This window comes from Bosea sp. F3-2 (genome assembly GCF_008253865.1).
Lineage (GTDB): Bacteria > Pseudomonadota > Alphaproteobacteria > Rhizobiales > Beijerinckiaceae > Allobosea.
On record NZ_CP042331.1, the window covers coordinates 211,510 to 236,816 of the forward strand.

Consider the following 25,307-nt stretch of genomic DNA (forward strand, 5'->3'; position numbering starts at 1 on the left):
TGAGCGGGGAGAGCGATGGCGGGCCTGAATTTCGCCGAACTGACGAAGCCCGTTTCGGCCGAGGAGCCCTGTGGGCCGGACCTCGAGGACGACAACGACTTCATGAACGTCACGGCGCGGCTCGAGGTCGCGCTGCCGGCCTCGTATTTCCGCCGCGACGACGAAGGCCGGCAGGTCGCCTTCGATCGCACCAGTATCGAGTTCCCAGCCGCCTTTTCCGATCTCGGCAAGCTGCTGGAGCGCTCGCGCGACCTGCGCGTGCTCGTCCTTGCGACGAAGCTGACGATCCTGAACCGGGACATTGCGGGTTTCGCAGCCAGCCTCTCAACCATGGCCGATCTCCTCGGCAGCTATTGGGAGGAGGTTCATCCGCGGGCGATGGATGGCGACTTCGTCATGCGCGAGGTTGCGCTGCAGGGGCTCGACGAGCTGCCGACCGTGGTGCTGCCGCTCCAGCATGCGCCGCTCTTCGTCAGCCGTCGCCTCGGTCCCTTCATCTTCCGCAGCCAGCTCGTCGCCAGCGGCGAGACGAAGCTGGTCGAAGGGGAGCAGCATCCCGACGCGGGCGCGATCAATGCCGCGCTGGCGGAGATCGACCCGGACGAGCTGACCACCATCCTCGGCCATGTCGGCGCGGCGCGCGATGCGCTCGCCCGCATGCGCATGATCTGGCTCGAGAAGGTCGGTGTCGATCATCCGCTCGGCTTTCCGCGCCTGGCTGCGCTTCTGGACCAGATCGCTGCCTTTCTGGACTCTGCGGCTGCGCGGCGCGTTCCGGGCCATCAATCGGCCGCGGCGGCGCCTGGGACGAGCGACGCGCCAGTACCGGCTGCGAGCACGGCGAGCTTCGGCCCCGGCAGCCTTTCGAACATCCTTCAAGTGAAGGATACGCTTGCCGCATGCCTCGGCTACTTTCGCAAAACCGAGCCTTCGAGCCCGGCCGTCCTGCTGATCGGACAGGCGCAGCAGTTGATCGGAAAGTCACTGATCGAGGTCATCCAGATCATGTTTCCCGAGCATGTCGACAAGGCGGTGATCGAGATCGGCGAGCTGCGCCGATTCCGGCTGCCGCTCGAGCGGCTGCCGGTGCCGGATGGCTACGAGGCGGCGGACGGTTCAGAGCAGAGCTACGCCGAAGAGGCCGACGACAGCGGCTATGCGGACGAGGAAGCTTCCACTGACGAGCAGGTCGCGGAGGATGGCGGCGATGCCGCCGAGGCGCAGCCGATCGAGACAGCGCGCCCACCCGACAGGGCGGTGCCGGCGATCGTGATCGGCAGCCGTGCCGATGCGGTCAGCGCGATGAGAGCGGTCGCCGCCTTCTATCGCCAGGTCGAGCCCTCGCACCCGACACCGCTGCTGATGGACAAGGCGTGCGGGCTGGCGCAGCATGACTTCATGTCGCTCCTTGGCAATATCCTGCCGGATGTCGCGCAGATTCCGGAGAGCGACAGCTAGGTCAGTTTTTCGCCTTTTCTTTGAACCTTCCGTCGCGATGGCACGACTATATCGATGACGGGTGAAACCGGATAGGATGTCACGTCAGGTCGGCGTGGCACGGATGCAGAGGGGCATGTCACATGGCCGGAGATTCGGGACAGAAGTTCATCCGCCGCAACAGGCCGCCTCGGGTCCACATCACCTATGAGGATCCGTACAACGCCGAGCAGAAGATCGAGCTGCCCTTCGTGATGGGCGTGCTTGCCGACCTCTCCGGCAATGCGTCGGCGATCGAGAAGCCCGAGATCTCGCAGCGCAAGTTCCTCGACTTCGACATGGACAATTTCGATCAGCGCATGGCCGCGATCGAGCCGGCCGTGTCGTTCAAGGTGCCCAACAAGCTCGGCGAGGACAGCAATGAGAAGCTCTCGGTCGCTCTGAAGTTCAAGAAGTTCGAGGACTTCAATCCGGCGGCGATCGCCCGCCAGGTCCCGGCGACGGCCAAGCTCCTGGAAGCGCGCGAGCAGCTCGCCAACCTGCTGCGCTACATGGACGGCAAGATGGCGGCGAGCGACCAGATCAAGGCGCTGCTGGCCGATCCGCAACTGATGGCGGCGCTGAAGGACAGGCTCGGCAAGAGCGAGCCTTCCCAAGACAAGACGGCGAACTGAGGACAGGGGCGCGGACCCGCCGTATGAGCATTGCGCGAAAAAGTGGAAACCGGTTTTTCGCAGAAGCAATGCGCTCACGTGATCGGGGTTCGTCAGGCGGTTAAGCGAGCGAGGCGGCAATGGCAGCGGAAGCACAAACCCAGCAGCCCGGTGGTGCGGCTGTAGAGACCCGCGAGATCGATGATTTCTCGGCGATCCTGAAGCAGAGTTTCAAACCCAAGACCGAACGGGCCGCGACCGAGGTCGAGAACGCGGTCGCGACCCTGGTCAACCAGGCGCTGGCGGACTCGACCCTGATCAAGGGCGACGTCATCGACACGATCGAGGAGATGATCGCGCGGCTCGACGCCAAGCTGACCGAGCAGATGAACGAGGTGCTGCACGCACCCGAATACCAGAAGATCGAGAGCGCCTGGCGCGGCCTCAACTATCTCGTCTTCAACTCCGAGACCGATGCTCAGTTGAAGATCAAGGTGATGAACGTCTCGAAGAACGAGCTCGCCCGCAACCTCAAGACCTATCCCGGCGCGCGCTGGGACCAGAGCCCGCTCTTCAAGCAGGTGTATGAGCAGGAGTTCGGCCAGCTCGGCGGCCAGCCCTTCGGCTGCCTGGTCGGCGACTATCACTTCAGCCATGTTCCGACCGACGTGCAGCTCCTGCGCGATCTGTCGAAGGTCGCGGCGGCGGCGCATGCGCCTTTCTTCGCCGGGGCCGAGCCGACCCTGATGGGCATGGACAGCTGGACGGAGCTGTCGAACCCGCGCGATCTCGGCAAGGTCTTCGACACGCCGGACTATGCCGCCTGGAAGGGCCTGCGCGACGCGGCCGACTCCCGCTATGTCGGCCTGTGCCTGCCGCGGGTGCTCTCCCGCGTGCCTTATGGCGCCAAGTCCGAGCCGGTCGAGGAGTTCGCCTTCGAGGAGGATACCGACGGTCACCGCGGCGAGAAATACGCCTGGATGAACGCCGCCTACGCGATGGCGGTGAACGTCAACCGTGCCTTCAAGGAATATGGCTGGTGCACCCGCATTCGCGGCGTCCAGTCGGGCGGCGAGGTGCTCAACCTGCCGACCCATACCTTCCCGACGGATGATGGCGGCATCGACCTGAAATGCCCGACCGAGATCGCGATCAGCGACCGGCGCGAGGCGGAGCTGGCCAAGTCCGGCCTGATCCCGCTGATCCACCGCAAGAACACCGACAAGGCCGCCTTCATCGGCGCCCAGTCGCTCTACAAGCCCAAGGCCTTCTCGGGGCCGGACGGCGTCGCGGCAACCGCTTCCGACAACCTGTCCGCGCGGCTGCCCTACATGTTCGCGGTCTCGCGCTTCGCGCACTACCTGAAGTGCATGGTTCGCGACAAGATCGGCTCCTACAAGGAAAAGGAGCCGCTGCGCCGCTGGCTGCAGGAGTGGATCACCGACTACGTCGACGGTGACCCGGTCAATTCCAGCGAGGAGACGAAGGCGCGCCGTCCGCTTTCCGATGCGCGCATCGACGTCTTCGAGGACGAGGAGAACCCTGGCTACTACTCGGCCAAGTTCTATCTGCGGCCGCACTTCCAGCTCGAAGGCATGGATATCGGCCTGAGCCTGGTCTCGCGACTGCCAGCTCCCAAGCAGTGACCGCCACCTGATCGTCAGGTGACGGCGACAACGAGAATCTTCGGCGCGCCGGCCCAGACGAGCGGCGCGACAGGAGAGGTGCGCCCACCAGTCCGCTCACGGAAGTGAGCATCCCTATCGTTCACACCCTGGAGGTAAACATGGCTACCGACTTCCTGCTCGAGATCGACGGCATCAAGGGCGAAAGCAAGGACAAGGTCCACAAGGATACGATCGAGGTGGATTCCTTCTCCTGGGGCATCTCGAACGCCGGTTCGCATGCCTCGAACCTCGGCGGCGGCGCCGGCAAGGCGAGCTTCCAGGACGTTCATTTCACCTCGCAGGTCGGCAAGGCCTCGACCAACCTCGCGCAGGCCTGCGCCAGCGGCAAGCACATCAAGAAGGCCGTGCTCTATGTCCGCAAGCAGGGCGAGCAGCAGAAGGACTATTATGTCGTGACGCTGGAGGACCTGCTGGTGTCGAGCTACCAGTCCGGCGACGCGGTCGGCGGCAGCAGCATCCCGACCGACCAGTTCTCGCTGAACTACGCCAAGATCAAGTTCGAGTACAAGCCACAGAAGGCCGACGGCGATCTCGACGCGGCGATGACGATGACCTGGGACATCAAGACCCACGCGAAGTAAAGTGCAGCGCGCCGGTTCCGCATAGGCGGAGCCGGCGCCTTGCCGTGCCGGGCGGGACAACATGGCCGATCCGATCGCGAAGAAGCGGCTGCGGCCGCCTTTGATGTTCGCCTTTCGGGAAGCGCATCTGGAAAAGGATGCGAAGACCGCGCTCGACCTGAGGGACGAGGGCGGCGAACGCGTGATTGCGAACCGGCGCGCAACGCCGCGAGCCGCCATCACCGAACAGAAGCTCAGGCGCGAGATCGCCATTGATCTCGATGCGCTGGTGAACACCGTCAACCTCGCCTCCGCGCTCGACCTTTCGGGACTGGAGCATGTGCGCCGCTCCATTCTCAACCACGGCTTTCCGGACATGACGCGGCTGTCGATAGACGAGCACCGCGTCGACACGATCCGCGCGGACCTGGCCGATGTGCTGATCGGCTACGAACCCCGGCTGATCCGCAAGTCGATCGCCGTCGAGCGTGATCAGGTGCTGGACCCGGCCGAACTCAAGGTGCGCTTTCTTGTGCGCGCCGATCTCAACTGCGAGCCGCTCAACGTACCCGTCGAGTTCGTCGCGGACCTCGAACTCGATACCGGCAAGATCGCGATTAAGAGCCACTAACAAAACCCGGAGGGGTCTCGATGGGCTTTGGAGGAGACGGATGCCAGGAGGAGCGCGCAGCCGATATCCCTCGATATCGGCAAGTCGCTCCGACGCCGCAGGCGGCCCTCCAAAGCCCACCTCCGGCGCCGGGAATTCGACCGCCCGCGGCGTCGCGGCGCTTGCCGATACCAACGGTATCGGCTTCACCCCGCTCCTGGCGGAGCGGACGAATTGCCGGCGCCGAGACCGCTCCGGGTTTTGTTCGTGGCTCTTGGGGGCGCTGACGCGATGAATCAGGAGTTTCTCGACCTCTACAACCAGGAACTCCGGCTCTTCATGGAGCACAGCAAGGAGTTCGCCGAGGAATATCCCGGCATCGCCGAGCGGCTGGGCGGGCTTGCTGGCGAGCGCATGGACCCGATGGTTGCCGGATTGCTCGAAGGCGCTGCCTTCCTCGCCGCGCGCGTGCAGCTCAAGCTCAAGCATGAGTTTCCGGAGTTCACCAACAACCTCCTCGAACAGCTCCTGCCGAATTACCTCGCGCCGACGCCATCGGCGCTGTTGGCGGGCATCACGCCGCCTTATTCCGATCCCGGCCTGCGCGAGGGCGTCCGGATCCCGCGCGGCGCCTATGTCGACGCGACCTATCTCGAACGCGAGCGGCGTGTCGCCTGCCGTTACCGCCTCGGTTCGGATGTCACGCTCTGGCCTTTCGAGATCACGGCGGCGGAGTACATTCCCGCGCCGGGGCCGCTGCAGGCGCTCGGCATCAAGGCCGGGGGACGCGCGCTGGCGGGCCTGCGCCTGACGCTGACGCATCGCGTCATGGCCGATCCTGTGCAGGAACCCTCGGCGGCCGAGGCGCTCAAGAACCCGGCGAGCTGGTTTGCCGGCTGCCGGACGAAGGAACTCGCCTTGCATTTGCTCGGCGGCGAGGGCGATGCGGTCGCGCTCTACGAGCAGCTCTTCGCGAACTGCACCGGCATCCATTTCCGCCATCTCGACCCGTTCGGCGATCCGGTGGTGACGCCGGGCGAGAGCTGCCGGCTGGAGCAGATCGGCTTCGACGAGGACGAGGCGCTGCTGCCGGCCGATACGCGCGTATTCCGCGGCTTCGAGCTGCTACGCGAATTGTTCTGGTTCCCGCGCAAGTTTCTCGGCTTCCGGCTGGAAGGGCTGGGCGGGATCATGCCGAAGCTCACGGCCAAGACGGTCGAGCTGATCTTCGTCTTCGACGAGGTGAATACGCGGCTGCCCGGCGCGGTGCGCAAGGAGATGTTCGCGCTCTACGCCGCGCCCGCGGTCAATCTCTTCGAGAAGACGGCCGATCGCATTCCGGTGAAGAGCAACCAGCATGAATTCCATGTCGTGCCGGACCGCAGCCGCGCGCTCGACTACGAGCCGCACAGCATCCTCTCCGTTCATGCCCATTATGCCGGCGGGCGCGAGAAGCAGCCGGTGCACCCGCTCTATTCCTCGCCGGAGGGCGCCTCGCCGGTGCACGGCCTGCACTATACGCAGAGGCGATTGCCGCGGCGGCGCTCCTCGGCCGAGCGGCGGCAGGGACGGGCTTCCGACTATACCGGCACCGAGATGTTCATTTCGCTGGTTGAGCCGGCGAGGGTGGGCGACACGGCCTCGGTCGCGGAGCTCAGCGTGCGCGCGCTCTGCTCCAACCGGCATCTGACCGAGCATCTGCCGACCGGCGTCGGCGGCGCCGATTTCAGGCTGATCGACAATGTCTCGCTCGATGTCGCCTGTCTCGCCGGGCCGACGCCGCCGCGCGAGCCGATCGTCTCGCAACTCAGGCTGCGTGCCGAGACCGCGAGCACTGGCGTCGTGACCTGGCGGCTGATCAACCTGCTCAGCCTCAACCAGCTCGGCCTTGTGCAGCGCGGAGCGGGGCAGAACGGCGAGGCGCTGCGTGAACTGCTCTCGCTCTTCGCCGATCTTGCCGACAGCGCGACGGAGCGGCGCATCCGCGGCATCAAGGATGTCGACAGCCGCCCCGTGGTGCGCCGCTTTCCGCAGCGAGCCGGAACAGGGGCGGGGCGCGGGCTCGAGATCACCGTCCTGCTCGACGAGAAGGCCTTTGAGGGCTCGGGCGTCTTCCTGCTCGGGGCGGTGCTCGATCGCTTCTTCGCGGAATATGCGGCGATGAACCATTTCACCCAGACGGTGATCCGCACGGTGGAGCGCGGTGAGGTGATGCGCTTTCCGCCGCGCGCCGGATCGAGGCGAATCCTGTGACGGAAGAGGCTGCCAACCCGCTGGAGAAGGCGCCGAACTATCAGGCGCAGCTGGAAGCCGAGCCCTGGCGCTTCGACTTCTATGCGGTGATGCGCCGGCTGGAGCGCAGCTTCCCGGAGAAGCCGCGCATCGGCGATGTCGCTTCGCGGCGCGAGGAATATGTCGCGCTGGGCGAGCAGGCTTTCCTCGACTTCCCGGCGTCGAGCATCGCGGAGGCGGATCGCGACGCGCAGGGGCGGCTGCGGCTCTTCGTCAAGTTCCTCGGCCTGCTCGGTCCGCAAGGCGCGCTGCCGCTGGCGACGACCGAGGAGAGCTATCATTGGCAGATCGCGCGCGACGACGCCTTTCCGCGCTTCCTCGACATCTTCAACCACCGCTTCCTGCAGCTCTTCTATCGCGCTTGGGCGGATTCGCGGCCGATCGCGCAGCATGACCGGCCCGATCTCGACCGCTTCGCCGCTTATATCGGCAGCATGATCGGTGTGGGCTCGAAGCCCTATCGGGATCGCGACAGCGTGCCCGATGCCGAGAAGCTCGCCCACGCCGGGCTGATCGGCGCGCAGGCGAAATCCGCCTCGCGCTTGCAGCGTTTCCTCGCAGGGTTGTTCAAGGCGGATGTCGAGATCGAGCAGTTCGTCGGCATGCGCCTCGTCTTCGATCCCGCCGACCGGACGCGGCTCGGCGGGGCGCATTGCACGCTGGGCGGAGACGCGTTGCTCGGCGCCAGCGTCTACAGTGTCGAGGACAAGTTTCGCGTGAAGATTGTGGCTGGTGATCTCGAACAGTTCGAGCGCTTCCTGCCGAATGGCGATCGCTGTGCGCTGCTGGCGGATGCCGTCTTCCTGCATCTCGGCGAGCAGTTCGAGTGGGATGTCGAGCTCGCGCTGCCGGTGGGGGAGGCGAAACCCGTCAGGCTCGGCCAGTCCGGCCATCTCGGCTGGACGAGCTGGATGGCGCCGAACTGGACCATCGAAGAGGGCGCACTGCGCCGCGACGCCCGTTTCCATCCCGCCGAGCGCATGCGCCTGAAACGCAGCAGCGCCGCCTAACCGCTATTCGAAGGGGACGACCATGGCCGATATCAGCCTCGAAGCCGTCACAGGCAAGCTCAACCGGGTCGGCTACGACACCTTCCTGCAGGCGCTGCGGCAGGCCAAAGGCGCCGGCAATCGCAATGTCGAGCTGGCGCATTGGCTGCTGCAGATCCTGCAGGGCAGCTCCAACGACCTGACCCTCACGGCGGATCACTACAAGCTCGACCGCGCCAAGCTGCTGATGGATCTGGGCGGCGTGGTCGAGGGCTTCCGCCGAAACGAGACGGAGATGCCCGGCATCGCCAACCACATCGCCGATATCCTCGACCGTGGCTGGCACTACGCCACGCTGTTCTTCGGCGAGACGCAGATCAGGACCGGCCACCTGCTGGTCGCGGCGCTGAAGTCGAACGATCTGCGCCGGGCGCTTTCCGGCCTCTCCAAGGAATTCGGCAAGATCCCGGTCGACGAGCTCGCCGCTGGCTACGGCAAGATCTGGGAAAGCTCGCAGGAGGAGAACTTAAGGCCGATGGACGGCTCGGGCTTGCGTGCCGCTGGCACGCCGGGCGCAGAGGCCGCTGAGGGACCGAAGGGCACGACCGCGCTCGACCGCTTCTCGCAGGACCTCACCGCCAAGGCGCGCGCCGGCGGCATGGACCCGATCCTCGGCCGCGACGAGGAGATCCGCCAGGTTATCGACGTGCTGATGCGCCGGCGCCAGAACAACCCGATCCTCACCGGCGAGGCCGGCGTCGGCAAGACCGCGATCGCCGAGGGCTTTGCGCAGCGCGTCGCGGCGGGCGACGTGCCGCCGCCGCTGCGGGGGGTCAAGGTCTGCGCGCTCGATATCGGCCTGATGCAGGCCGGCGCCTCGATGAAGGGCGAGTTCGAGCAGCGCCTGCGCTCGGTGATCGACGAGGTGCAGTCCTCGCCGACGCCGGTCATCCTGTTCATCGACGAGGCGCATACGCTGATCGGCGCCGGTGGTCAGGCCGGGACGGGCGATGCCGCCAATCTGCTCAAGCCCGCGCTGGCGCGCGGCACGCTGCGCACGGTCGCAGCGACGACATGGTCGGAATACCGGCAGTATTTCGAGAAGGATCCGGCGCTGACCCGACGCTTCCAGCCGGTGCTGGTGGAGGAGCCTGACGTGCTGCGCTGCTGCACCATGCTGCGCGGGCTGATCGGTCCGATGGAGAAGCATCACAAGGTCCGCATCTCGGATGCGGCCATCGTCGCTGCGGTGCAGCTTTCGCATCGTTACATCCCCGCCCGGCAGCTTCCCGACAAGGCGGTGAGCCTGCTCGACACGGCCTGCGCCCGCGTCGCCATCAGCCAGAGCGCGACGCCGGCCGCGATCGAGGATGCACGCGTCGCGATCTCCTCGCTGGAGCAGGAGAAGGCGGCGCTGACCGCGGACGTCGATCTCGGCACCGACAGCGCCAAACGGCTCGGCGAGATCGAAACGGAGATCGCGGAGAAGCAGGAGAGGCTGACGGCCCTCCAAGCCGCCTGGGCGAGCGAACTCGCCATCGTCGAGGAGATCAAGGCGCTGCGCGCCAAGCTTGGCGAAAAGGCGCCGGGCGCGGAGGCGAAGGCCGCCACCGCCAAGCAGGAGGCGAATGAGAATGTCGCGCCTGAGACGGCCGAGGCGGAGGCTCCCGCCGCCGAGCTCGCCGCCGGTCCGGAGGAGGCCCGCGCCGCGCTCAACGCCAAATTCGCAATGCTGGGCGAGATCGATCCGGCCAATCGGATGATTTACGCCCATGTCGACGAACAGTCGGTCGCTTCGGTCGTCTCGGACTGGACCGGCATCCCGGTCGGCCGGATGGTGAAGGACGAGATCGAGACGGTGCTCGGCCTGGCCGAGACGCTGAACAAGCGCGTGGTCGGGCAGGGGCATGGCATCGGCATGATCGCCAAGCGCATCGAGACCAACCGCGCCAAGCTCGACAATCCCAACAAGCCGATCGGCGTCTTCATGCTCTGCGGCCCCTCGGGCGTCGGCAAGACCGAGACGGCGCTGGCGCTGGCCGAAGCGCTCTATGGCGGCGAGCAGAACGTCATCACCATCAACATGAGCGAGTTCCAGGAGGCGCATACCGTCTCGACGCTGAAGGGGGCGCCTCCCGGCTATGTCGGCTATGGCGAGGGCGGGCGGCTGACGGAAGCCGTGCGGCGCAAGCCTTATTCGGTCGTGCTGCTCGACGAGGTCGAGAAGGCGCATCCTGACGTGCACGAGCTGTTCTTCCAGGTCTTCGACAAGGGCCAGATGGAGGACGGCACCGGCCGGCGCATCGACTTCAAGAACACGCTGATCATCCTGACCTCGAATGTCGGCACCGATGAGATCATGAGCATGTCCGCCAACGACGCCGCCAAGCCCGATCCGGAGCGGATGGCTGTCAGCCTCAGGCCCGCGCTGCTCAAGGTCTTCCCGCCCGCGCTGATCGGGCGGCTCGTGACCATTCCGTACTATCCGCTCTCCTCGGACATGCTGGCCGGCATCGTCCGGCTGCAGCTCGGGCGCATCGGCAAGCGGCTCGCCGAGAACCACAAGGCGACGTTCGCCTACGACGACGCGGTGGTCGAGCATATCGTCGGCCAGTGCAACGATCCGGACTCGGGCGGGCGCATGATCGACAACATCATCACCAACTCGATGCTGCCGGCGCTCTCGCGTGCCATCCTCAACCTGCAGCTCGAGAAGAAGCCGCTGACCGAGGCGAGGGTCTCCGTCGAGAACGGCAGCTTCGCCTATCAGGTGGCGTGAACCGGCGCCGTCCTCTTCACGACTAAGAAAGGCCGGCGTGGCCGCCACGCGCCCTTTCGGGCGCGGGCAGCGGCATGCCGGCTCCTCAATGAGGCATCGCGCCTTCGGAAGCGGCTTTCGTTCCCGGCCCGATGCGTCGGGCGACAAGGAGACGAGCGTGGCCTTTTCCGAATACGCGAACTGGTGGGACAAGCAGAAGCGCGAGACCGAGGTCATCCTCGGCGAGTGGGTGCAGGACAATCCGCAGTGGTGGGCGGTGACGATCGCCACCACCGTGCAGACTTCAATGGACCTCGGCGCCGGCTTCGTCGACGTGCTGCGCTTCGGCGAGGGCATGGCCGAGGGTGGGTTCAAGGGGGTCGGCAAGGATGCGCTTCGCCTGCTCGCCATCCTGGGGCCGCTCGGCCGTGCCGGCGGAATGCTCTCCCGGCTCGCTCATCTGCGGCAGATCAGGCTGGCCGTGCAGGTCAGGGGCGTGACCGGGCCCTGCACCTTCCAGGCGGTCAACAACGCCATGTCGATCACCAAGGGGAAGAGCTTCTTCATCACCGTGAAGGACATGGCCGATGCAGTCGGCAAGCCAATCGGTTCGCTGACGCGGAACGAGTCCGGCCGTCATGTGATCTCCTCCGGGATCGCGAAGGCGCTCGACTTCCTGGTTTCCCAGGGCGTCAGGATCAAGCGCCTCGCAAATCCCAACACGGTCCAGGAGGCGATACAGCTCGCACAGGCGGAGAGCGGGGTCACGATCTTCGCGATCCGCTGCACGACGACGACCGGCAAGATCATCAACCACGCGGTCATCGCAGTGCGGGACATCGCCGGGCGGCTGCGCTTCGCCGATTATGGCGGAAAATACTATGGGTCGCTCGAGGAGCTGGTGGCCGGGCTGCGATACGGGCCGGTCGACAAGGCCGGCATCAGCCTGATGCGCAACCAGGCGCTCGGTACGGTGGACGAGCTCAGGATCACCGGTCTGCTGGAGGGGGCTCTGGGACTGTTCAAGGGAGCCGTGCTCGTCATCGAGGGCATGACCGCCATCGAGACCGTAGACGGCCTCGATCTGGCGGCGCCGGTCGCGGTTGCGGCCACGTCCACGCCGACCAAGCGCGATCCGGCCCCGCCTGAAATCGTCAAGGGCAGCTTCGACGCCTTCAGGGAGCGCAAGCAGGGCAAGACGGTCATCCGCATGCCGGAAATCGTCATCAAGGCCGGTCAGAAGACGGCGCCACGTCCAGACTGGCTGACTGGCGTGCAGTTCCGGCTCAACGCGCTGGGCTTCGGCGCAGGGCGAGTCGACGGCATCAAGGGGCCGAAGACCACGAGAGCCGTGAGGGCCTTCCAGAACAGCTATCCGCCGCTCAAGGTCGATGGCGTTCCCGGGCAGAAGACTCAGGAAAAGCTCGTGGAGATCTGCGGCTTCTGACGCCGGCGCGGCGCGGAAGCGGTCGTTCCGTTGCCGAAAGCGGGTCAGGCCGCTGCCGTGACTTCCCGCCGCATGAAGTCGTCGAGCGCCTCGCGTTCGGCGGTGGAGAGCCGCAAGCCCAGCTTGCTGCGCCGCCAGAGCACGTCCACTGCCTGGCGTGCCCATTCGGCGTGCATGAGATAACGGACTTCGCTTTCATACAGATCGGCGCCGAAATGGCGGCCGAGATCGGCGAGGCTCTTCGCATCGGCAAGGATGTCACGGGCGCGGGTGCCGTAGCAGCGGGCGAGCCGCGTCGCGGTCTTGCGTTCCAGCCAGGGGTAGGAGGCGGCGATCTCGCCGACCAGCTTGTCGAAGCCCCCGACCGGGAAGTCGCCGCCGGGCAGGGCGCCGGTCATCGTCCAGTTGGCACGGGCGGCCCAGGGTGCATGCGGCGCGAGCTTGGCGATCGCGGCTTCCGCCAGGCGGCGATAGGTCGTGATCTTGCCGCCGAAGACGGAGAGAAGCGGGGCCTCGCCCTGCGGGGCGTCGAGCGTCAGGACGTAGTCGCGGGTCGCTTCCTGCGCCTTCGAGGCGCCGTCGTCATAGAGCGGACGAACGCCGGAATAGGTCCAGACCACGGAATCGGGCGTGACCGGCTGGCGGAAATACTCGCTCGCGGCGGCGCAGAGATAGGCGATCTCCTCGGGCGTCGCGGCGACCTCGGCCGGATCGCCCTTGTAGTCGCGGTCGGTGGTGCCGATCAGGGTGAAGTCCTGCTCGTAGGGGATGGCGAAGACGATGCGTCCGTCCGCATTCTGGAAGATGTAGCAGCGGTCGTGGTCGTAGAGCTTGGGCACGACGATATGGCTGCCCTGGACCATGCGGACGCCGGCCCGGGTATTTGTGTGGATCACGCCGCTCAGCACCTCGGCGACCCAGGGGCCGGCGGCGTTGACGAGCGCCTTCGCCCAGAGCGTCCGCCTGCCTTCCGGGCCTTCCGTCACCAGTTGCCAGAGGCCGTTTTCGCGATGCGCGGAGGCGACGCGCGTGCGGGTGTGGATCGCGGTGCCGCGCACGGCGGCGTCGATCGCGTTCAGCACGACGAGCCGGGCATCCTCGACCCAGCAGTCGGAGTATTCGAAAGCCTTCGCCTGGTTGTCCTTCAGCGGCCTGCCGACGACGTCATGCGCGAGATCGAGCGTGCGCGTGGCGGGCAGGAGCTTGCGGCCGCCGATATGGTCGTAAAGGAACAGTCCGAGGCGCAGCAGCCAGGCCGGGCGAAGCCCCTTGTGATGCGGCAGCACGAAACGCAGCGGCCGGATGATATGCGGCGCGATCGCCCAGAGCCGCTCGCGCTCCATCAGCGCCTCGCGCACCAGCCGGAACTCGTAATATTCGAGATAGCGCAACCCGCCATGGATCAGCTTGGTCGAGCGCGAGGAGGTGGCGCTGGCGAGGTCGTCCTTCTCGAACAGCACGACCGAGGCGCCGCGCCCGGCTGCGTCGCGGGCGATGCCGCAGCCATTGATGCCGCCGCCGATGACCGCGAGATCGTAGGGGGCGCCAGGGTCCGTGCCGAAGCCGGCGGTGGGCGATGTGATTTCGGAAGCCATAGCTCGTCTTCTGACAGACCTGGGCGGTGATCGGCAATGGCGCCATCCGGGCCCGGCCGCATCGATGCGATGAACCCGCTCCTGTCGCCAAATCATGGGCGATGTCAATTCGATTGCTTGACGTGGGCCGTCAAAGGCCGGAACTGGGCAGCGGGGCTGGGCGTAGCGGCAGGATGATCGAAGCAGAGCGGCACCGCGACGGCATGCGGCTGGCAGTGCGGGCGGAAATGCGACTGCGTACGGCGCTGGAGCACGCTGGCGCCGTCATCCTCGCGCTACTGTTCGTCGTGGTGATGGCGGCGGTGCTGCGGCGCTACCTGTTCGGCGGCGGCTTCGTCTGGTCGGATGAGCTCGCGATCTGGCTGCATCTGGCGCTGATCGCCGTCGGCGCGCCGCTCGCCGTCACCGGGACGCTGGCGATGCGGCTGGATGTACTCGTGCGGCTGCTGCCCGACGGGCTCCGCAACGTCGCGGTGACAGTTGCCGACGCGATCGCGTTCCAAGGAGCGCTTGTGTTGGCTGGAGGCGGCGTGAACGTCGCGTTGCTGGTCGGTGGCCAGTCCACCGTGCTCGGCCTGCCGGAAGCGCTGCGCTTCGCCCTCTTCGCCTGCGGGGGCGGGCTGACGATTCTGGCGCTTTTCCTGCGTGGCGGGCTCGAACGGGGCTGGGTTGGTGCGGCGGTCTCACTGGCGCTGGGATCGGGCCTCTACGCGCTCGCGCAGCTCTCCTTCGACCTCCTCCCGACGCCGAGCCTCGTGGCTGCGCTCGTCGCCGGAGCGGGGTTGCTGCTCGGCGCGCCGCTGCCCTTCGCGCTGCTGGCCGGCGTCTCGCTGACAGGGCCTTTCGGCGGGTTGCTGCCGGAGCCGGCGATCGTACAGACCATGGTCGGCGGCGTCGGCAAGTTCCTGCTGCTGGCCATTCCCTTCTTCCTGCTTGCCGGCGAATTGTTGACCGAGGGCGGGCTGGCCGAGCGGCTGATCCGCTTCGCCGCGACGCTGGTCGGGCATTGGCGGGCGGGGCTGGCGCAGACGGCGCTGGTCGCCAGCGTGCTGTTCTCCGGCGCCTCCGGCTCCTCGGTTGCGAATGCAGCCTTTGGCGCCAAGGTGATGGCGCCGACCCTGGTCGCGCGCGGCTATCCGCCAGCGAATGCGGCGGCGATCGTTGCCGGCGTCTCGATGTTGGACAACATCATCCCGCCCTCGATCGCCTTCCTCATCCTGGCGAGCGCAACCAATCTCTCGGTCGGCTCGCTGCTGGTCGGCGGCTTCGTTGCTGGCGGCGTGCTGGCGCTGGCGCTCGCCATTGGCATCCATCTCAGCGTGCGCGGTGTGGTCGATGCGGCGCCGAAGGCGAGCACGGCCGAGCGGGGCAGGGCGCTCGTCGGCGCCATTCCCGCCATCGGGCTCGGCGTCGTCGTCGTGGTTGGCATCCGCTTCGGCGTGGTGACGGTGACGGAGGCCTCGGCGCTCGCCGTCGCCTATGCGGTGATCGCCTGCCTGGCGCTGCGCAGCCTGAATGGGCGCGGCGTGCTGGCGGCGCTGCGCAAATCCGCAGCCGAGGCGGCGGCGATCGGCCTGCTGATCGGGGCCTCGGCGCCTTTCGCTTTCCTGCTCGCCGTCGATCGCATCTCCGAACAGATGGCCAGCCTCGTCACTGTGTTCGGGGCGGGTCCCTATGCGGTGATGCTGCTCGCCAACCTCGTGCTGCTGGTGGCAGGGCTCTTCCTCGATATTGGCGCGGCGATCCTGTTGCTGGCGCCGCTCCTGTTGCCCGTCGCGGTAGCGGCAGGGCTCGATCCGATCCAGTTCGGTGTCGTGCTCGTGGTCAACCTGATGATCCACGGGCTGACGCCGCCGCTCGGCATCCTCGTCTATGTCGTCAGCGGCATCATGCGCGTGCCGGCGGCGGCGGTTTTCCGGGCCGTGCTGCCGCTGCTTGGCGTGCTGCTGGCGGCGCTCATGGTCCTGTCGCTGGGCATGGCTGCGTGGCCGGCGCTTGCACCGGCGCTCAAGGCACTGTTCTGATGCAGCTTTATTCGCCCGGCGTCCGCGCCGTATCGTCGCCTTCGCCGTGAGCCAGCCCCGGACCTGATGCCGACATGATCTTTACCGACATCGCGACGCGGACCTACAACCATGGCTGGCGGCTCGACCCGATCATCCGCAGCCTGCTCGACACCGATTTCTACAAGCTGCTGATGTTGCAGATGATCCGGGCCTTCCACCCGGACGTGCAGGTCACCTTCTCGCTGATCAACCGCTCGAAGCACATCCGCCTCGCCGACCTCGTGGACGAGGGCGAGTTCAGGGCGCAGCTCGACCACGCCCGCTCGCTGCGCTTCACCAAGAACGAGCTGATCTGGCTGGCGGGCAACAGCTTCTACGGCAAGACGCAGATGTTCTCGCCGGACTTCATGGCCTGGCTCGCCGATTTCCAGCTGCCCGAATACGATCTGCGCCGGGTCGACGGGCAGTATGAGCTGCATTTCGAAGGGCCCTGGACCCATACGACGATGTGGGAGGTGCCGGCGCTCGCCATCATCAACGAGCTGCGCGCGCGGCGCGTGATGCTGGGCCAGAAGCGCTTCTCGCTCGATGTGCTCTACGCTCGCGCCAAGGCCAAGATGTGGGGCAAGGTCGAACGGCTGCAGAAGCTGCCGAATGTCAAGCTCTCGGATTTCGGCACGCGCCGGCGCCATGGCCATCTCTGGCAGCGCTGGTGCGTCGAGGCGCTGAAGGAGGGGTTGGGGCCGGCCTTCACCGGCACCTCCAACGTGCTGCTCGCCATGGATGCCGATCTCGAGGCGATCGGCACCAACGCGCATGAGCTGCCGATGGTGCTGGCCGCGCTCGCCGATTCGGACGAGGAATTGCTGCGCGCGCCTTATCGTGTGCTCGACGAATGGCGCCAGGTCTATGGCGGCAACCTGCTGATCGCGCTGCCGGATGCCTTCGGCTCGCAAAGCTTCCTGCGCCATGCGCCGGACTGGGTCGCCGACTGGACGGGTTTCCGGCCCGACAGCGCGCCGCCGATCCCCGCCGGCGAAACGATCATGGCCTGGTGGCGCGAGCGCGGGCGCGACCCGCGCGAGAAGATGCTGGTCTTCTCCGACGGGCTCGATGTCGATGCGATCGAGCGCGTCTACGGCCATTTCGACGGCAAGGTCCGGATGGCCTTCGGCTGGGGCACCGATCTCACCAACGACCTCGTCGGCTGCTCGCCCGACGGTTCGCGCGCACTCGATCCGATGTCGCTGGTCTGCAAGGTCACCAAGGCGAACGGACGGCCGGCGGTGAAGCTCTCCGACAATCCCGAGAAGGTCTCCGGCGATCCAAAGGCGATCGAGCGCTATCGGCGGGTCTTCGGGGAATAGCCGCGACTGATGCTGCCGGCGCTGGTCAAGGGCAGACCTTCGGTCGTGCCGGCGACGCCGGTCGGCATTCTCGTCGGGCTGGCGGCGCTGGCTGTCGTCGACCAGCTGCGCGAAGACCCGGCCTATGACGCGATCGATGATGCATCCTCGCGCTTCTCCGGATGGCTTCTCCGCGAGTGACGGTCGCAGTTTCCGTTTCTCATCGGGAGCTGCGCTGACGTCGTTTTGTCATGTTCGATGAATGGATCTGACGTTAAGTCAGTAGTGCTCCATGATTTTGAATTATTATAATCTTGGATTTAGCTTTTAATTGAAGTAATTGTCTATTATTACTTGCGGGTTGTTTTTCGGAATTGTTGTTTGCTACTGCACGTGACGTCATTCGACTTGAGGATGTTTCGTGTTTTTTCGATCTGCTTTGCTTGCATCCGCCGTGCTGGCGATTGTGCCGACATCAGCTTGGGCTCAGGCGGAGGCTCCACGCTCCGTCCAGCTCGATGAAATCCTGGTCGAGGGAGCCGGAGTTGCCGCCGGACCAGTGACAACCAATGGCTATGTCGCGATCGCCACGACCACCGGCACGAAAACCAACACGCCGATCCTGGAGATTCCCCAGTCGATCTCGACGGTGACGCAGACGCAGCTCGAACAGCGCAAGCCGCAGAACCTGCTGGACGCGCTGGCCTATACGCCCGGCGCCCGCGTCGGCACCTATGGTTTCGATCCGCGCTACGACGCCTTCACGATTCGCGGCGTCGACGTGACCCAGAACGCCGTCTTCCGCGACGGCCTGCGCCAGATCAACAGCCCCAACGGCCTGTTTCGGCTCGAGCCCTACGGGCTCGAAGCGATCAACGTGCTGCGCGGGCCGTCGAGCGCGATCTACGGCGCCAGCACCTCGGCCGGCATCGTCGACCTCATCTCGAAGCGTCCGACCGAGACGCGCTTCCGCGAGATCGAGGTCCAGGGCGGCTCCTTCGGCCGCAAGCAGTTCAATTTCGATCTGTCCGGTCCGGCCAATGCCGAGAAGACGCTGTTCTACCGGCTGACCGGCCTGGTGCGCGATGCCGACAACCAGATCAGCGCCATCAAGGACGATCGGGTCTTCATCGCGCCGGCCATTACCTGGAAGCCGAACGAGCTGACCAAGCTGACGCTGCTGGCCGAGTACATGGATTCGACTACCGGCGGCACGGCGGCCTATGTCAACGAATACGGGCCTTACATCGATCGCAGCGGCAATTTGCTCTACAAGTCGATCGGCGCCACCAAGGTCTTTGGCGGCGACAAGCGCTACAACGATTTCCGCCAGCAGCAGGGACGGATCGGCTACGAGTTTGAGCACGCCTTCAGCGAGATCTTCACGCTGCGCCAGCATGTCCGCTACTCGGCGCTGGCGACCAACCAGCGATATGTCTACCTCGCTGATCCCGGCCTGACGCGCGAGCGGACGCAGGGGCTCTCGGTCGACACCAATCTCGAGGCGAAGTTCAGCACAGGCCCGATCTCGCACCGGATGCTGGCTGGCGTCGATTTCAGCTGGCTGCACTATCGCGGCAAGGAAGGCTTTGGTGGCGTTTCGCTCGGTTACAACGCGACTCTCGGCTATCGCACGGCGCAGACGCAGACGCTGGTCGGCGTCTATGCGCAGGATCAGATCAGCTGGCAGAACTGGCGGCTGACCATCGGCGGGCGGCGCGACTGGTTCAACAGCCGCTTCGAGGCGGGCGCGGCCGGCGTGCTGCCGACCGAGACCAAGCAGGACGATGCGCGCTCGACCGGCCGGGCGGCGCTGAGCTACGTCACGAGCTTCGGCCTTGCGCCCTATGTCAGCTATGCCACCTCCTTCGTGCCGAATTCGGGCACGGTGCTCTCGGGTTCGGTGGCGGTGCCGACGACCGGCGAACAGGTCGAGGCCGGCGTCAAATACGATATTCCCGGCCAGAACGCCTCGCTGCGTGCCGCCGTCTACGAGCTGCGTCAGAACAATGCCGTCGTCTACGAGGTGATCAACGGCTTCAACCGGCAGGTCCAGCTCGACATGCGCTCGCGCGGCTTCGAACTTGAGGCCGTGGCGTCGCTCACGAGCGGCCTGAGCGTCCAGGCGTCCTATTCCTACAACGATGCGCGCATCCTCAAGCTGACGCCGGAGACCGAAGGCAACCGGCTGACCAGCATCCCCTATCACACCGCGTCGCTCTGGCTCGACTACACCGTGCAGGAGGGCGCAGCGCGCGGCCTCGGGGTTGGTGGCGGCGTACGCTATGTCGGGGCGAGCGTCGGCGACAACCTCAACCGGCCGGTGCTCGACAACAAGCCGCGCACGCTGGTCGATGCCTCGCTGCGCTACGACCTCGAAAATCTTGATCCGCGGCTGAAGGGTATGCGCGTCCAGGTCAACGCGACGAACCTGCTCGACAAGGTCGAACAGACCTGCACTGCCGGCTTCTGCTACTTCGACGAGGGACGCAAGGTCATCGCCAGCCTGCGCTATCGCTGGTGAGCGAGGCGGCTGTCGGACAGCCGGCCCTGTCCCGACAGAACTCGGCCTGGCTGACCATCGCGGCGCTGGCCGGGCTCTACACCGGCCAGAGCATCCTCGGCGGTGTCGCCTTCCTGGCGCTGCCGAGCGTGCTGCGCGAGCGTGGGCTGCCGCTCGACGCGATCGGCCTGATCTACCTGATCAGCCTGCCCTGGGCGCTGAAGATAGTCTGGGCTGCGGCGGTGGAGCGCTACCGGTTGCCGCCATCGGGGCCGACGCGCTCGCGCCAGATCGTTGCCGCCTGCGGCCTGTTCACGCTGGCCGGGCTGGTCGCGGTCGCGATCGCCGGGCCGGAGCGCTGGCATCTGCTGCTCGCCGTCTTCATTGCGATCGCCTTCGCCGCGTCGACTGCGGACATCGCCTGTGACGGGCATGCGGTCGAGACGCTCGCCAAGGTGCATCATGGGTGGGGCAATGCAGCCCAGGTCGGAGGCGCCTATCTCGGCTCGGCGCTGGGGTCGGGGCTCTTCCTCGTCCTGGTCGCGCGAATCGACTGGGCTGGCGCGACATGGGCGGCGGCCGGGCTGTTTGCGCTGCTGATGCTGCCGTTCCTGATGTCGAAGCCGGCTCCGTCGCCGGGTCTGCGCACCCATCAGCCCTCGCTGAAGGCCGCTTTCGCCCGGCCGCGGCTGCGACGCGGGCTCTGGCTCGCGGCGCTCTATGTCGCCGCGCAGAAATGGGGTGTCGGCATGCTGGCGCCGATGCTGGTCGATGCCGGGCTCGACCTCGAAATGCTCGGCGCGATCAACGGACTGGGCGGGCTAGCCATCGGTCTCGGCTGCGCCCTCCTCGGTGGCGGAGCAGTGAGGCTATGGGGCGCGCGGCCGGTCATGGCCGCAGCGCTTCTGCTGCAGGCCGGCACGCTCGCGACGCTGGCCTTCGTCATGGGGCAGGGCGGGGGCTCGCGCTGGCTGCTCGCCGGCCTCGCATTGGCGAGCTCTTCCGGCATCATGGCGCTCGGCTTCGTCGCGCTCTATGCGCGTTTCATGGCGATCGCCGACCCGCGCCAGGCTGGCGTGGACTTCACCTTGCTGCAGGGGACGGATTCGATCGTCAGCATGGTCGGCGGGCTCGGTGCCGGCTGGGTGGCGCAGCATTTCGGCTACACGCTCTATCTTGCTGGCGCAGCCGGCTTGGCCCTGATCGCTGCGCCGCTGGCTGCCTGGCTCACGGCTTCCGACCGGGACGACGAATGAGGCCGTCCGAGCTCGAAGGCTGCTTCACCGGCGCCTTCGCCTATCTGGGCGAGGCCGTGCGCCGCGACGCCGATGAGGCCGGGCTCGCCGGATCGGCCCTGCTCGATGGCGCGACGCTGGATGCGCTGCTGTTGCGCTTCGCCGAGCGGCATCCGGGCGGAGAGCGTCGCGCGCTCGTCTCGATGTGGAGCCAATGGCACTTCGCCGCCGTGGTGGTTCCGGCCGTCGCCGCGATTCTGCTCGCTGGACGGGCGCTGCCCGTCGCGTTGTCCGAAGCGCGCTTTGCCCTGCACGAAGACGGGCGCACGGCCGCCATCCTGCTCGGCCCGGCAGTTGAGCTTGCGCCGGCCGGCAACCGTGGCCGCTTCGACGCCTTGATCGAGGGCCATGTGGCGCCATTGATCCGCTTGCTCGCGACGCATTTCCCGGTCTCGGCGCGGCTGATGTGGACCAATGCGGCCGTGCGCTTCGCCTGGGCAGTGCAGCAATGCGCCGAGCGGCCGGAAGCCGACAGGGAGGCGATTGCCGAGGCCGAGGAACTGCTGACGACGGTGCTGACGCCGGCGGGTGTGCGCAATCCGCTTCATGACACGCTGCGGCCGTCGCCATTGACTGCCATTGCCGAGTGCCAGCGCCGGGTCTGCTGCCTGCGCTATCTCCTGCCGGGCGTGGTCGATTGCGGCTCGCTCTGCCCGCTGCCTCCGGCGCGACGCGCGCAGGCCTGACAGCCCCGATATGGCCAGCTCAGTCGGGAACCTTGCATCCCGCTTCAAAACCCCCTAATGCGACCCCGTTTCAAGGCCCCGGAGGGCCGCCTTCGAGGACAAGGGTGTCATGGCCAAAGAGAAGTTTTCGCGGACGAAGCCGCACTGCAACATTGGAACGATTGGTCACGTTGACCATGGCAAGACGTCTCTGACGGCTGCGATCACGAAGGTTCTGGCCGAGTCTGGCGGTGCGTCGTTCACGGCGTATGACCAGATCGACAAGGCTCCCGAGGAGAAGGCGCGCGGCATCACGATCTCGACGGCTCACGTCGAGTACGAGACCCCGGCCCGCCACTATGCCCACGTCGACTGCCCCGGCCACGCCGACTATGTGAAGAACATGATCACGGGCGCGGCGCAGATGGACGGCGCGATCCTGGTGGTGTCGGCGGCCGACGGCCCGATGCCGCAGACCCGCGAGCACATCCTGCTGGCGCGCCAGGTCGGCGTTCCCGCGCTGGTGGTGTTCATGAACAAGGTCGATCTCGTCGACGACGCCGAGCTGCTCGAGCTGGTCGAGATGGAGATCCGCGAGCTGCTGTCGAAGTACGACTTCCCGGGCGACGACATCCCGATCACCAAGGGCTCGGCCAAGGCCGCGCTCGACAACGTCACGCCGGAAATCGGCCATGACGCGGTGATCGCGCTGATGAAGACGGTCGACGAGTACATCCCGCAGCCGGAGCGCCCGATCGACCAGCCGTTCCTGATGCCGGTCGAGGACGTGTTCTCGATCTCGGGCCGCGGCACGGTGGTGACCGGCCGCGTCGAGCGCGGCATCGTCAAGGTCGGCGAGGAAATCGAGATCGTCGGCCTGAAGGACACGGTCAAGACGACGGTCACGGGCGTCGAGATGTTCCGCAAGCTGCTCGACCAGGGCCAGGCGGGCGACAACATCGGCGCGCTGCTGCGCGGCACGAAGCGCGAGGACGTCGAGCGCGGCCAGGTGCTGTGCAAGCCGGGCTCGGTGAAGCCGCACACCAAGTTCAAGGCCGAGGCCTACATCCTGACGAAGGAAGAGGGTGGCCGCCACACGCCGTTCTTCACCAACTACCGCCCGCAGTTCTACTTCCGCACGACGGACGTGACCGGCGTGGTGACGCTGCCCGAGGGCACGGAGATGGTGATGCCGGGCGACAACATCTCGATGGAGGTGACGCTGATCGCCCCGATCGCGATGGAAGAGAAGCTGCGCTTCGCCATCCGCGAAGGCGGCCGCACCGTCGGCGCCGGCGTCGTCGCCAGCATCATCGCCTGATCGTCCTGCACGGTTTGGGTTGGAAAGGGCGGTGGCGACACCGCCCTTTTTTCTTTGGTTTCCACAGCCTCCATTTCGACTTCGCGGTCTCGTTGACGAGGGGTGTTTCGTAACTTATAAGTTACGTGTGAAATGCGGATCGACTACGGCTATCGGCTGTACTTCGTGCAGCAGGGCAAGACATTGGTGATCCTGCTGGGCGGCGGAGACAAGCGGACGCAATCGGCGGATATCGCCAAAGCCAGGCAGATGGCGAAGGACCTGTGACGATGCCCCTCGAAACCACCAAGTTCGACATCCAGACCTATCTCAAGACGCCTGAGCAGCAGGCCGCCTATATCGAAGCGGCGCTCGAGGAAAACGACCCGGCTTTCCTTGCGAAGGCGCTCGGGGATGTTGCGCGCGCGCGCGGCATGACGCAGGTCGCCAAGGATGCAGGCGTGACCCGCGAAGCACTTTACCGCGCCCTCAGCGAGAAGGGCGATCCGCGCCTATCCACCTTCATGGGCGTGCTCAACTCCCTCGGGCTGAAACTGAAGATCGCGGCCTGAGTCTCCCGGAAGGGAGCCGCCGGTTGCCGCCGGCCTTTGCGCTAAGGCCTGTGGGGATTCACACGGGCGTGGCTTTTCTTTGGCCGCGGCGGCGACAAGTCCTCTCAGGAGCGGGATATCAAACGGGCCGTCGCAATGGCCAAGGAGGTCTGACATGCCCCTCGAAACCATCCCTTTCGATGCGGCTGAATACCTGACCAGCGAGGAAGCTCAGATTGAACTCCTGAAGGATGCTATCGAGGAGGGCGATCCGACCTATATCGCCCACGCCCTCGGCGTTGTTGCCCGCGCTCGCGGCGTTTCCGAATTCGCCCGGGAGACTGGCTTGAGCCGAGAAGCGATCTACAAGGCGTTTAGGCCGGGAGGTAACCCGACGTTGGACACCCTCACCAAGGCAACGAAGGCGCTGGGGCTGAAGCTCACGCTGGTCGCCCCCTGACGAATAGGTCGGTCCCGCGTAGCTTTCTACCAAGCTCGTCCGTTCCATGCTCTCAATCGCTTTGAGAGAGCGGGTCAGCCGCTCCCGTCGCGGAGGAGCCTGCCCATGTCGTTCAAGCCGCCCTTTCCGGGAATCCATTCGATCGTCTTCGCGCTGTTCGACGAGCATGAGCGGCTCGACCGGGCGGCGATGCGCAAGCAGGCGCAGATCAGCCTCGATCTCAACGTGCAGGGCATGGCGGCGCTCGGGCTCGCCACCGAAGTTTCCAAGCTGAGCTTCACCGAGCGCTGTACCGTGATGGAGTGGATGGCCGAGGATGTCGCCGGCCGGAAGCCGCTCGCCTTCACGATCTTCGGCTCCTCGGTGGCGGAGCAGGTCGCGCTGGTGAAGGTCGCCGAGAAGAACGGGGCCGACTGGGTGATTCTCCAGCCGCCGATGGTCGGCAGCTTCGGCGCGGCCGAATACATCAACTTCTTTGGCCGCATCGCCGACACGACTTCGCTGCCGGTCGCGATCCAGAATGCGCCGGCCTATTTGGGTCGCGGCCTGTCGGCGGAGGATATCCGCGAGCTGACGCGCCGGCATCCGAACATCAGCCTGATCAAGGGCGAGGGTTCGGTCGTCGAGATCGAGCGATTGATCGCGGTGACCGAAGGTCGGCTGCCGATCCTGAACGGGCGCGGCGGGCTCGAGGTCATCGACAATTTCCGGGCCGGCTGCAGCGGCATGATCCTGGCGCCTGACACGATCGACTATGCACTGCGGGCCTATGACCGCTACAGGGCGGGCGACGAGGCTGGGGCGGATGCGGCCTATCGCGAGGTTCTCCCGGCGATCACCTTCATCATGCAGTCGATCGAGACGCTGATCTGCTACGGCAAGCGCATCTTCGGCGCCCGTGCCGGCATCCCGATCTATGATCGCGGACCGGCACTCAGGCCGACGGAATTCGGGCTGAGGCTGGTCGAGCGCTATGCCCGCGAACTCGGTCCCTACAGCAAATGAGGATGACGCGCGATTTCGACTTGAAATGTGCCGCGCCTTGGGGCACATGACGCGCACCTGCAGGGGTGTAGCTCAGTTGGTAGAGTACCGGTCTCCAAAACCGGTTGTCGTAGGTTCGAGCCCTACCGCCCCTGCCAGTCGCTCTTC

The 25,307-nt window shown here is 66.2% G+C and carries 21 protein-coding genes and 1 tRNA gene; 21 read left to right on the top strand and 1 reads right to left on the bottom strand.

Annotated features, from left to right (window positions below):
• Positions 1-15: 15 nt before the first annotated feature.
• From FQV39_RS01050 to FQV39_RS01090, 9 genes are all read left to right on the top strand, one after another.
• Complete coding sequence (locus FQV39_RS01050; protein WP_149128622.1) at positions 16-1,458, top strand: type VI secretion system protein TssA; 1,443 nt, start codon at positions 16-18, stop codon at positions 1,456-1,458.
• Between the two features lie 122 nt (positions 1,459-1,580).
• The gene (tssB, locus tag FQV39_RS01055) at positions 1,581-2,111 is read left to right on the top strand and encodes a type VI secretion system contractile sheath small subunit (protein ID WP_149128623.1); all 531 of its coding nucleotides are present in this window, start codon (positions 1,581-1,583) and stop codon (positions 2,109-2,111) included.
• Positions 2,112-2,230: 119 nt separating this feature from the next.
• A complete protein-coding gene (tssC, locus tag FQV39_RS01060) occupies positions 2,231-3,736 on the top strand; it encodes a type VI secretion system contractile sheath large subunit (RefSeq protein WP_149128624.1) in 1,506 nt (501 codons plus the stop codon).
• A gap of 140 nt (positions 3,737-3,876) precedes the next feature.
• Positions 3,877-4,359, top strand: a complete 483-nt coding sequence (locus FQV39_RS01065) for an Hcp family type VI secretion system effector (protein WP_149128625.1) — start codon at positions 3,877-3,879, stop codon at positions 4,357-4,359.
• A gap of 61 nt (positions 4,360-4,420) precedes the next feature.
• Positions 4,421-4,969 carry a GPW/gp25 family protein gene (locus tag FQV39_RS01070; RefSeq protein WP_248313197.1) on the top strand — a complete coding sequence of 183 codons (549 nt, stop codon included), beginning with the start codon at positions 4,421-4,423 and terminating at the stop codon, positions 4,967-4,969.
• A gap of 270 nt (positions 4,970-5,239) precedes the next feature.
• The gene (gene tssF, locus FQV39_RS01075) at positions 5,240-7,201 is read left to right on the top strand and encodes a type VI secretion system baseplate subunit TssF (protein WP_149128626.1); all 1,962 of its coding nucleotides are present in this window, start codon (positions 5,240-5,242) and stop codon (positions 7,199-7,201) included.
• Entirely contained in the window at positions 7,198-8,250 is a 1,053-nt protein-coding gene (gene tssG / locus FQV39_RS01080; protein WP_282570143.1) for a type VI secretion system baseplate subunit TssG, read from the top strand. The genes tssF and tssG overlap by 4 nt, the downstream gene beginning before the upstream one ends.
• Before the next feature lie 22 nt (positions 8,251-8,272).
• Positions 8,273-11,008: a type VI secretion system ATPase TssH gene (gene tssH, locus FQV39_RS01085; RefSeq protein ID WP_149128627.1), complete on the top strand. Its 2,736-nt coding sequence runs from the start codon at positions 8,273-8,275 to the stop codon at positions 11,006-11,008.
• 157 nt (positions 11,009-11,165) lie between these two features.
• Positions 11,166-12,434, top strand: coding sequence for a peptidoglycan-binding domain-containing protein (locus FQV39_RS01090; protein ID WP_187640133.1), 1,269 nt, complete (start codon positions 11,166-11,168; stop codon positions 12,432-12,434).
• 44 nt (positions 12,435-12,478) lie between these two features.
• Here the strand turns inward: FQV39_RS01090 and glpD are convergent, their stop codons facing one another.
• Positions 12,479-14,029 carry a glycerol-3-phosphate dehydrogenase gene (glpD, locus tag FQV39_RS01095; protein ID WP_149128629.1) on the bottom strand — a complete coding sequence of 517 codons (1,551 nt, stop codon included), beginning with the start codon at positions 14,027-14,029 and terminating at the stop codon, positions 12,479-12,481.
• A 173-nt stretch (positions 14,030-14,202) separates the two neighbouring features.
• Between glpD and FQV39_RS01100 the strand changes: the two genes are divergently transcribed.
• The 12 genes from FQV39_RS01100 to FQV39_RS01145 all read left to right on the top strand — a co-directional run bounded on the left by FQV39_RS01100 (position 14,203) and on the right by FQV39_RS01145 (position 25,297).
• A complete protein-coding gene (locus FQV39_RS01100; protein WP_248313198.1) occupies positions 14,203-16,053 on the top strand; it encodes a TRAP transporter large permease in 1,851 nt (616 codons plus the stop codon).
• A gap of 74 nt (positions 16,054-16,127) precedes the next feature.
• Entirely contained in the window at positions 16,128-17,402 is a 1,275-nt protein-coding gene (pncB, locus tag FQV39_RS01105) for a nicotinate phosphoribosyltransferase (RefSeq protein WP_149128630.1), read from the top strand.
• Positions 17,403-17,411: 9 nt separating this feature from the next.
• Entirely contained in the window at positions 17,412-17,582 is a 171-nt protein-coding gene (locus tag FQV39_RS32990; RefSeq protein WP_187640134.1) for a hypothetical protein, read from the top strand.
• Between the two features lie 220 nt (positions 17,583-17,802).
• The gene (locus FQV39_RS01110; protein ID WP_149128631.1) at positions 17,803-19,905 is read left to right on the top strand and encodes a TonB-dependent siderophore receptor; all 2,103 of its coding nucleotides are present in this window, start codon (positions 17,803-17,805) and stop codon (positions 19,903-19,905) included.
• On the top strand, positions 19,902-21,140 hold the full coding sequence (locus FQV39_RS01115; protein WP_248313199.1) for an MFS transporter: 1,239 nt from the start codon (positions 19,902-19,904) through the stop codon (positions 21,138-21,140). Before FQV39_RS01110 ends, FQV39_RS01115 begins: the two co-directional genes overlap by 4 nt.
• Complete coding sequence (gene fhuF / locus FQV39_RS01120) at positions 21,137-21,865, top strand: siderophore-iron reductase FhuF (protein WP_149128632.1); 729 nt, start codon at positions 21,137-21,139, stop codon at positions 21,863-21,865. Before FQV39_RS01115 ends, fhuF begins: the two co-directional genes overlap by 4 nt.
• A 109-nt stretch (positions 21,866-21,974) precedes the next feature.
• A complete protein-coding gene (tuf, locus tag FQV39_RS01125; protein WP_149128633.1) occupies positions 21,975-23,165 on the top strand; it encodes an elongation factor Tu in 1,191 nt (396 codons plus the stop codon).
• Positions 23,166-23,297: 132 nt separating this feature from the next.
• Complete coding sequence (locus FQV39_RS33470; RefSeq protein WP_210251155.1) at positions 23,298-23,432, top strand: addiction module killer protein; 135 nt, start codon at positions 23,298-23,300, stop codon at positions 23,430-23,432.
• A 2-nt stretch (positions 23,433-23,434) separates the two neighbouring features.
• Positions 23,435-23,716 (top strand): addiction module antidote protein, encoded by a 282-nt coding sequence (locus FQV39_RS01130; RefSeq protein ID WP_149128634.1) that lies wholly within the window; start codon positions 23,435-23,437, stop codon positions 23,714-23,716.
• Between the two features lie 154 nt (positions 23,717-23,870).
• The gene (locus FQV39_RS01135; protein WP_149128635.1) at positions 23,871-24,155 is read left to right on the top strand and encodes an addiction module antidote protein; all 285 of its coding nucleotides are present in this window, start codon (positions 23,871-23,873) and stop codon (positions 24,153-24,155) included.
• Between the two features lie 105 nt (positions 24,156-24,260).
• Positions 24,261-25,160, top strand: coding sequence for a dihydrodipicolinate synthase family protein (locus tag FQV39_RS01140; protein ID WP_149128636.1), 900 nt, complete (start codon positions 24,261-24,263; stop codon positions 25,158-25,160).
• A 61-nt stretch (positions 25,161-25,221) separates the two neighbouring features.
• Positions 25,222-25,297 (top strand) — tRNA-Trp (locus tag FQV39_RS01145).
• The last annotated feature ends 10 nt before the right edge of the window (positions 25,298-25,307 follow it).

Coding starts and splice junctions, on each gene's coding strand:
- FQV39_RS01135 (WP_149128635.1), top strand. CDS start 23,871: ATGCCCCTCGAAACCATCCCTTTCGATGCGGCTGAATACCTGACCAGC.
- FQV39_RS01065 (WP_149128625.1), top strand. CDS start 3,877: ATGGCTACCGACTTCCTGCTCGAGATCGACGGCATCAAGGGCGAAAGC.
- FQV39_RS01050 (WP_149128622.1), top strand. CDS start 16: ATGGCGGGCCTGAATTTCGCCGAACTGACGAAGCCCGTTTCGGCCGAG.
- tssF (WP_149128626.1), top strand. CDS start 5,240: ATGAATCAGGAGTTTCTCGACCTCTACAACCAGGAACTCCGGCTCTTC.
- tssH (WP_149128627.1), top strand. CDS start 8,273: ATGGCCGATATCAGCCTCGAAGCCGTCACAGGCAAGCTCAACCGGGTC.
- FQV39_RS33470 (WP_210251155.1), top strand. CDS start 23,298: ATGCGGATCGACTACGGCTATCGGCTGTACTTCGTGCAGCAGGGCAAG.
- fhuF (WP_149128632.1), top strand. CDS start 21,137: ATGAGGCCGTCCGAGCTCGAAGGCTGCTTCACCGGCGCCTTCGCCTAT.
- FQV39_RS01100 (WP_248313198.1), top strand. CDS start 14,203: ATGATCGAAGCAGAGCGGCACCGCGACGGCATGCGGCTGGCAGTGCGG.
- FQV39_RS01130 (WP_149128634.1), top strand. CDS start 23,435: ATGCCCCTCGAAACCACCAAGTTCGACATCCAGACCTATCTCAAGACG.
- tssC (WP_149128624.1), top strand. CDS start 2,231: ATGGCAGCGGAAGCACAAACCCAGCAGCCCGGTGGTGCGGCTGTAGAG.
- FQV39_RS01140 (WP_149128636.1), top strand. CDS start 24,261: ATGTCGTTCAAGCCGCCCTTTCCGGGAATCCATTCGATCGTCTTCGCG.
- tuf (WP_149128633.1), top strand. CDS start 21,975: ATGGCCAAAGAGAAGTTTTCGCGGACGAAGCCGCACTGCAACATTGGA.
- FQV39_RS01070 (WP_248313197.1), top strand. CDS start 4,421: ATGGCCGATCCGATCGCGAAGAAGCGGCTGCGGCCGCCTTTGATGTTC.
- glpD (WP_149128629.1), bottom strand. CDS start 14,029: ATGGCTTCCGAAATCACATCGCCCACCGCCGGCTTCGGCACGGACCCT.
- tssB (WP_149128623.1), top strand. CDS start 1,581: ATGGCCGGAGATTCGGGACAGAAGTTCATCCGCCGCAACAGGCCGCCT.
- pncB (WP_149128630.1), top strand. CDS start 16,128: ATGATCTTTACCGACATCGCGACGCGGACCTACAACCATGGCTGGCGG.
- FQV39_RS32990 (WP_187640134.1), top strand. CDS start 17,412: ATGCTGCCGGCGCTGGTCAAGGGCAGACCTTCGGTCGTGCCGGCGACG.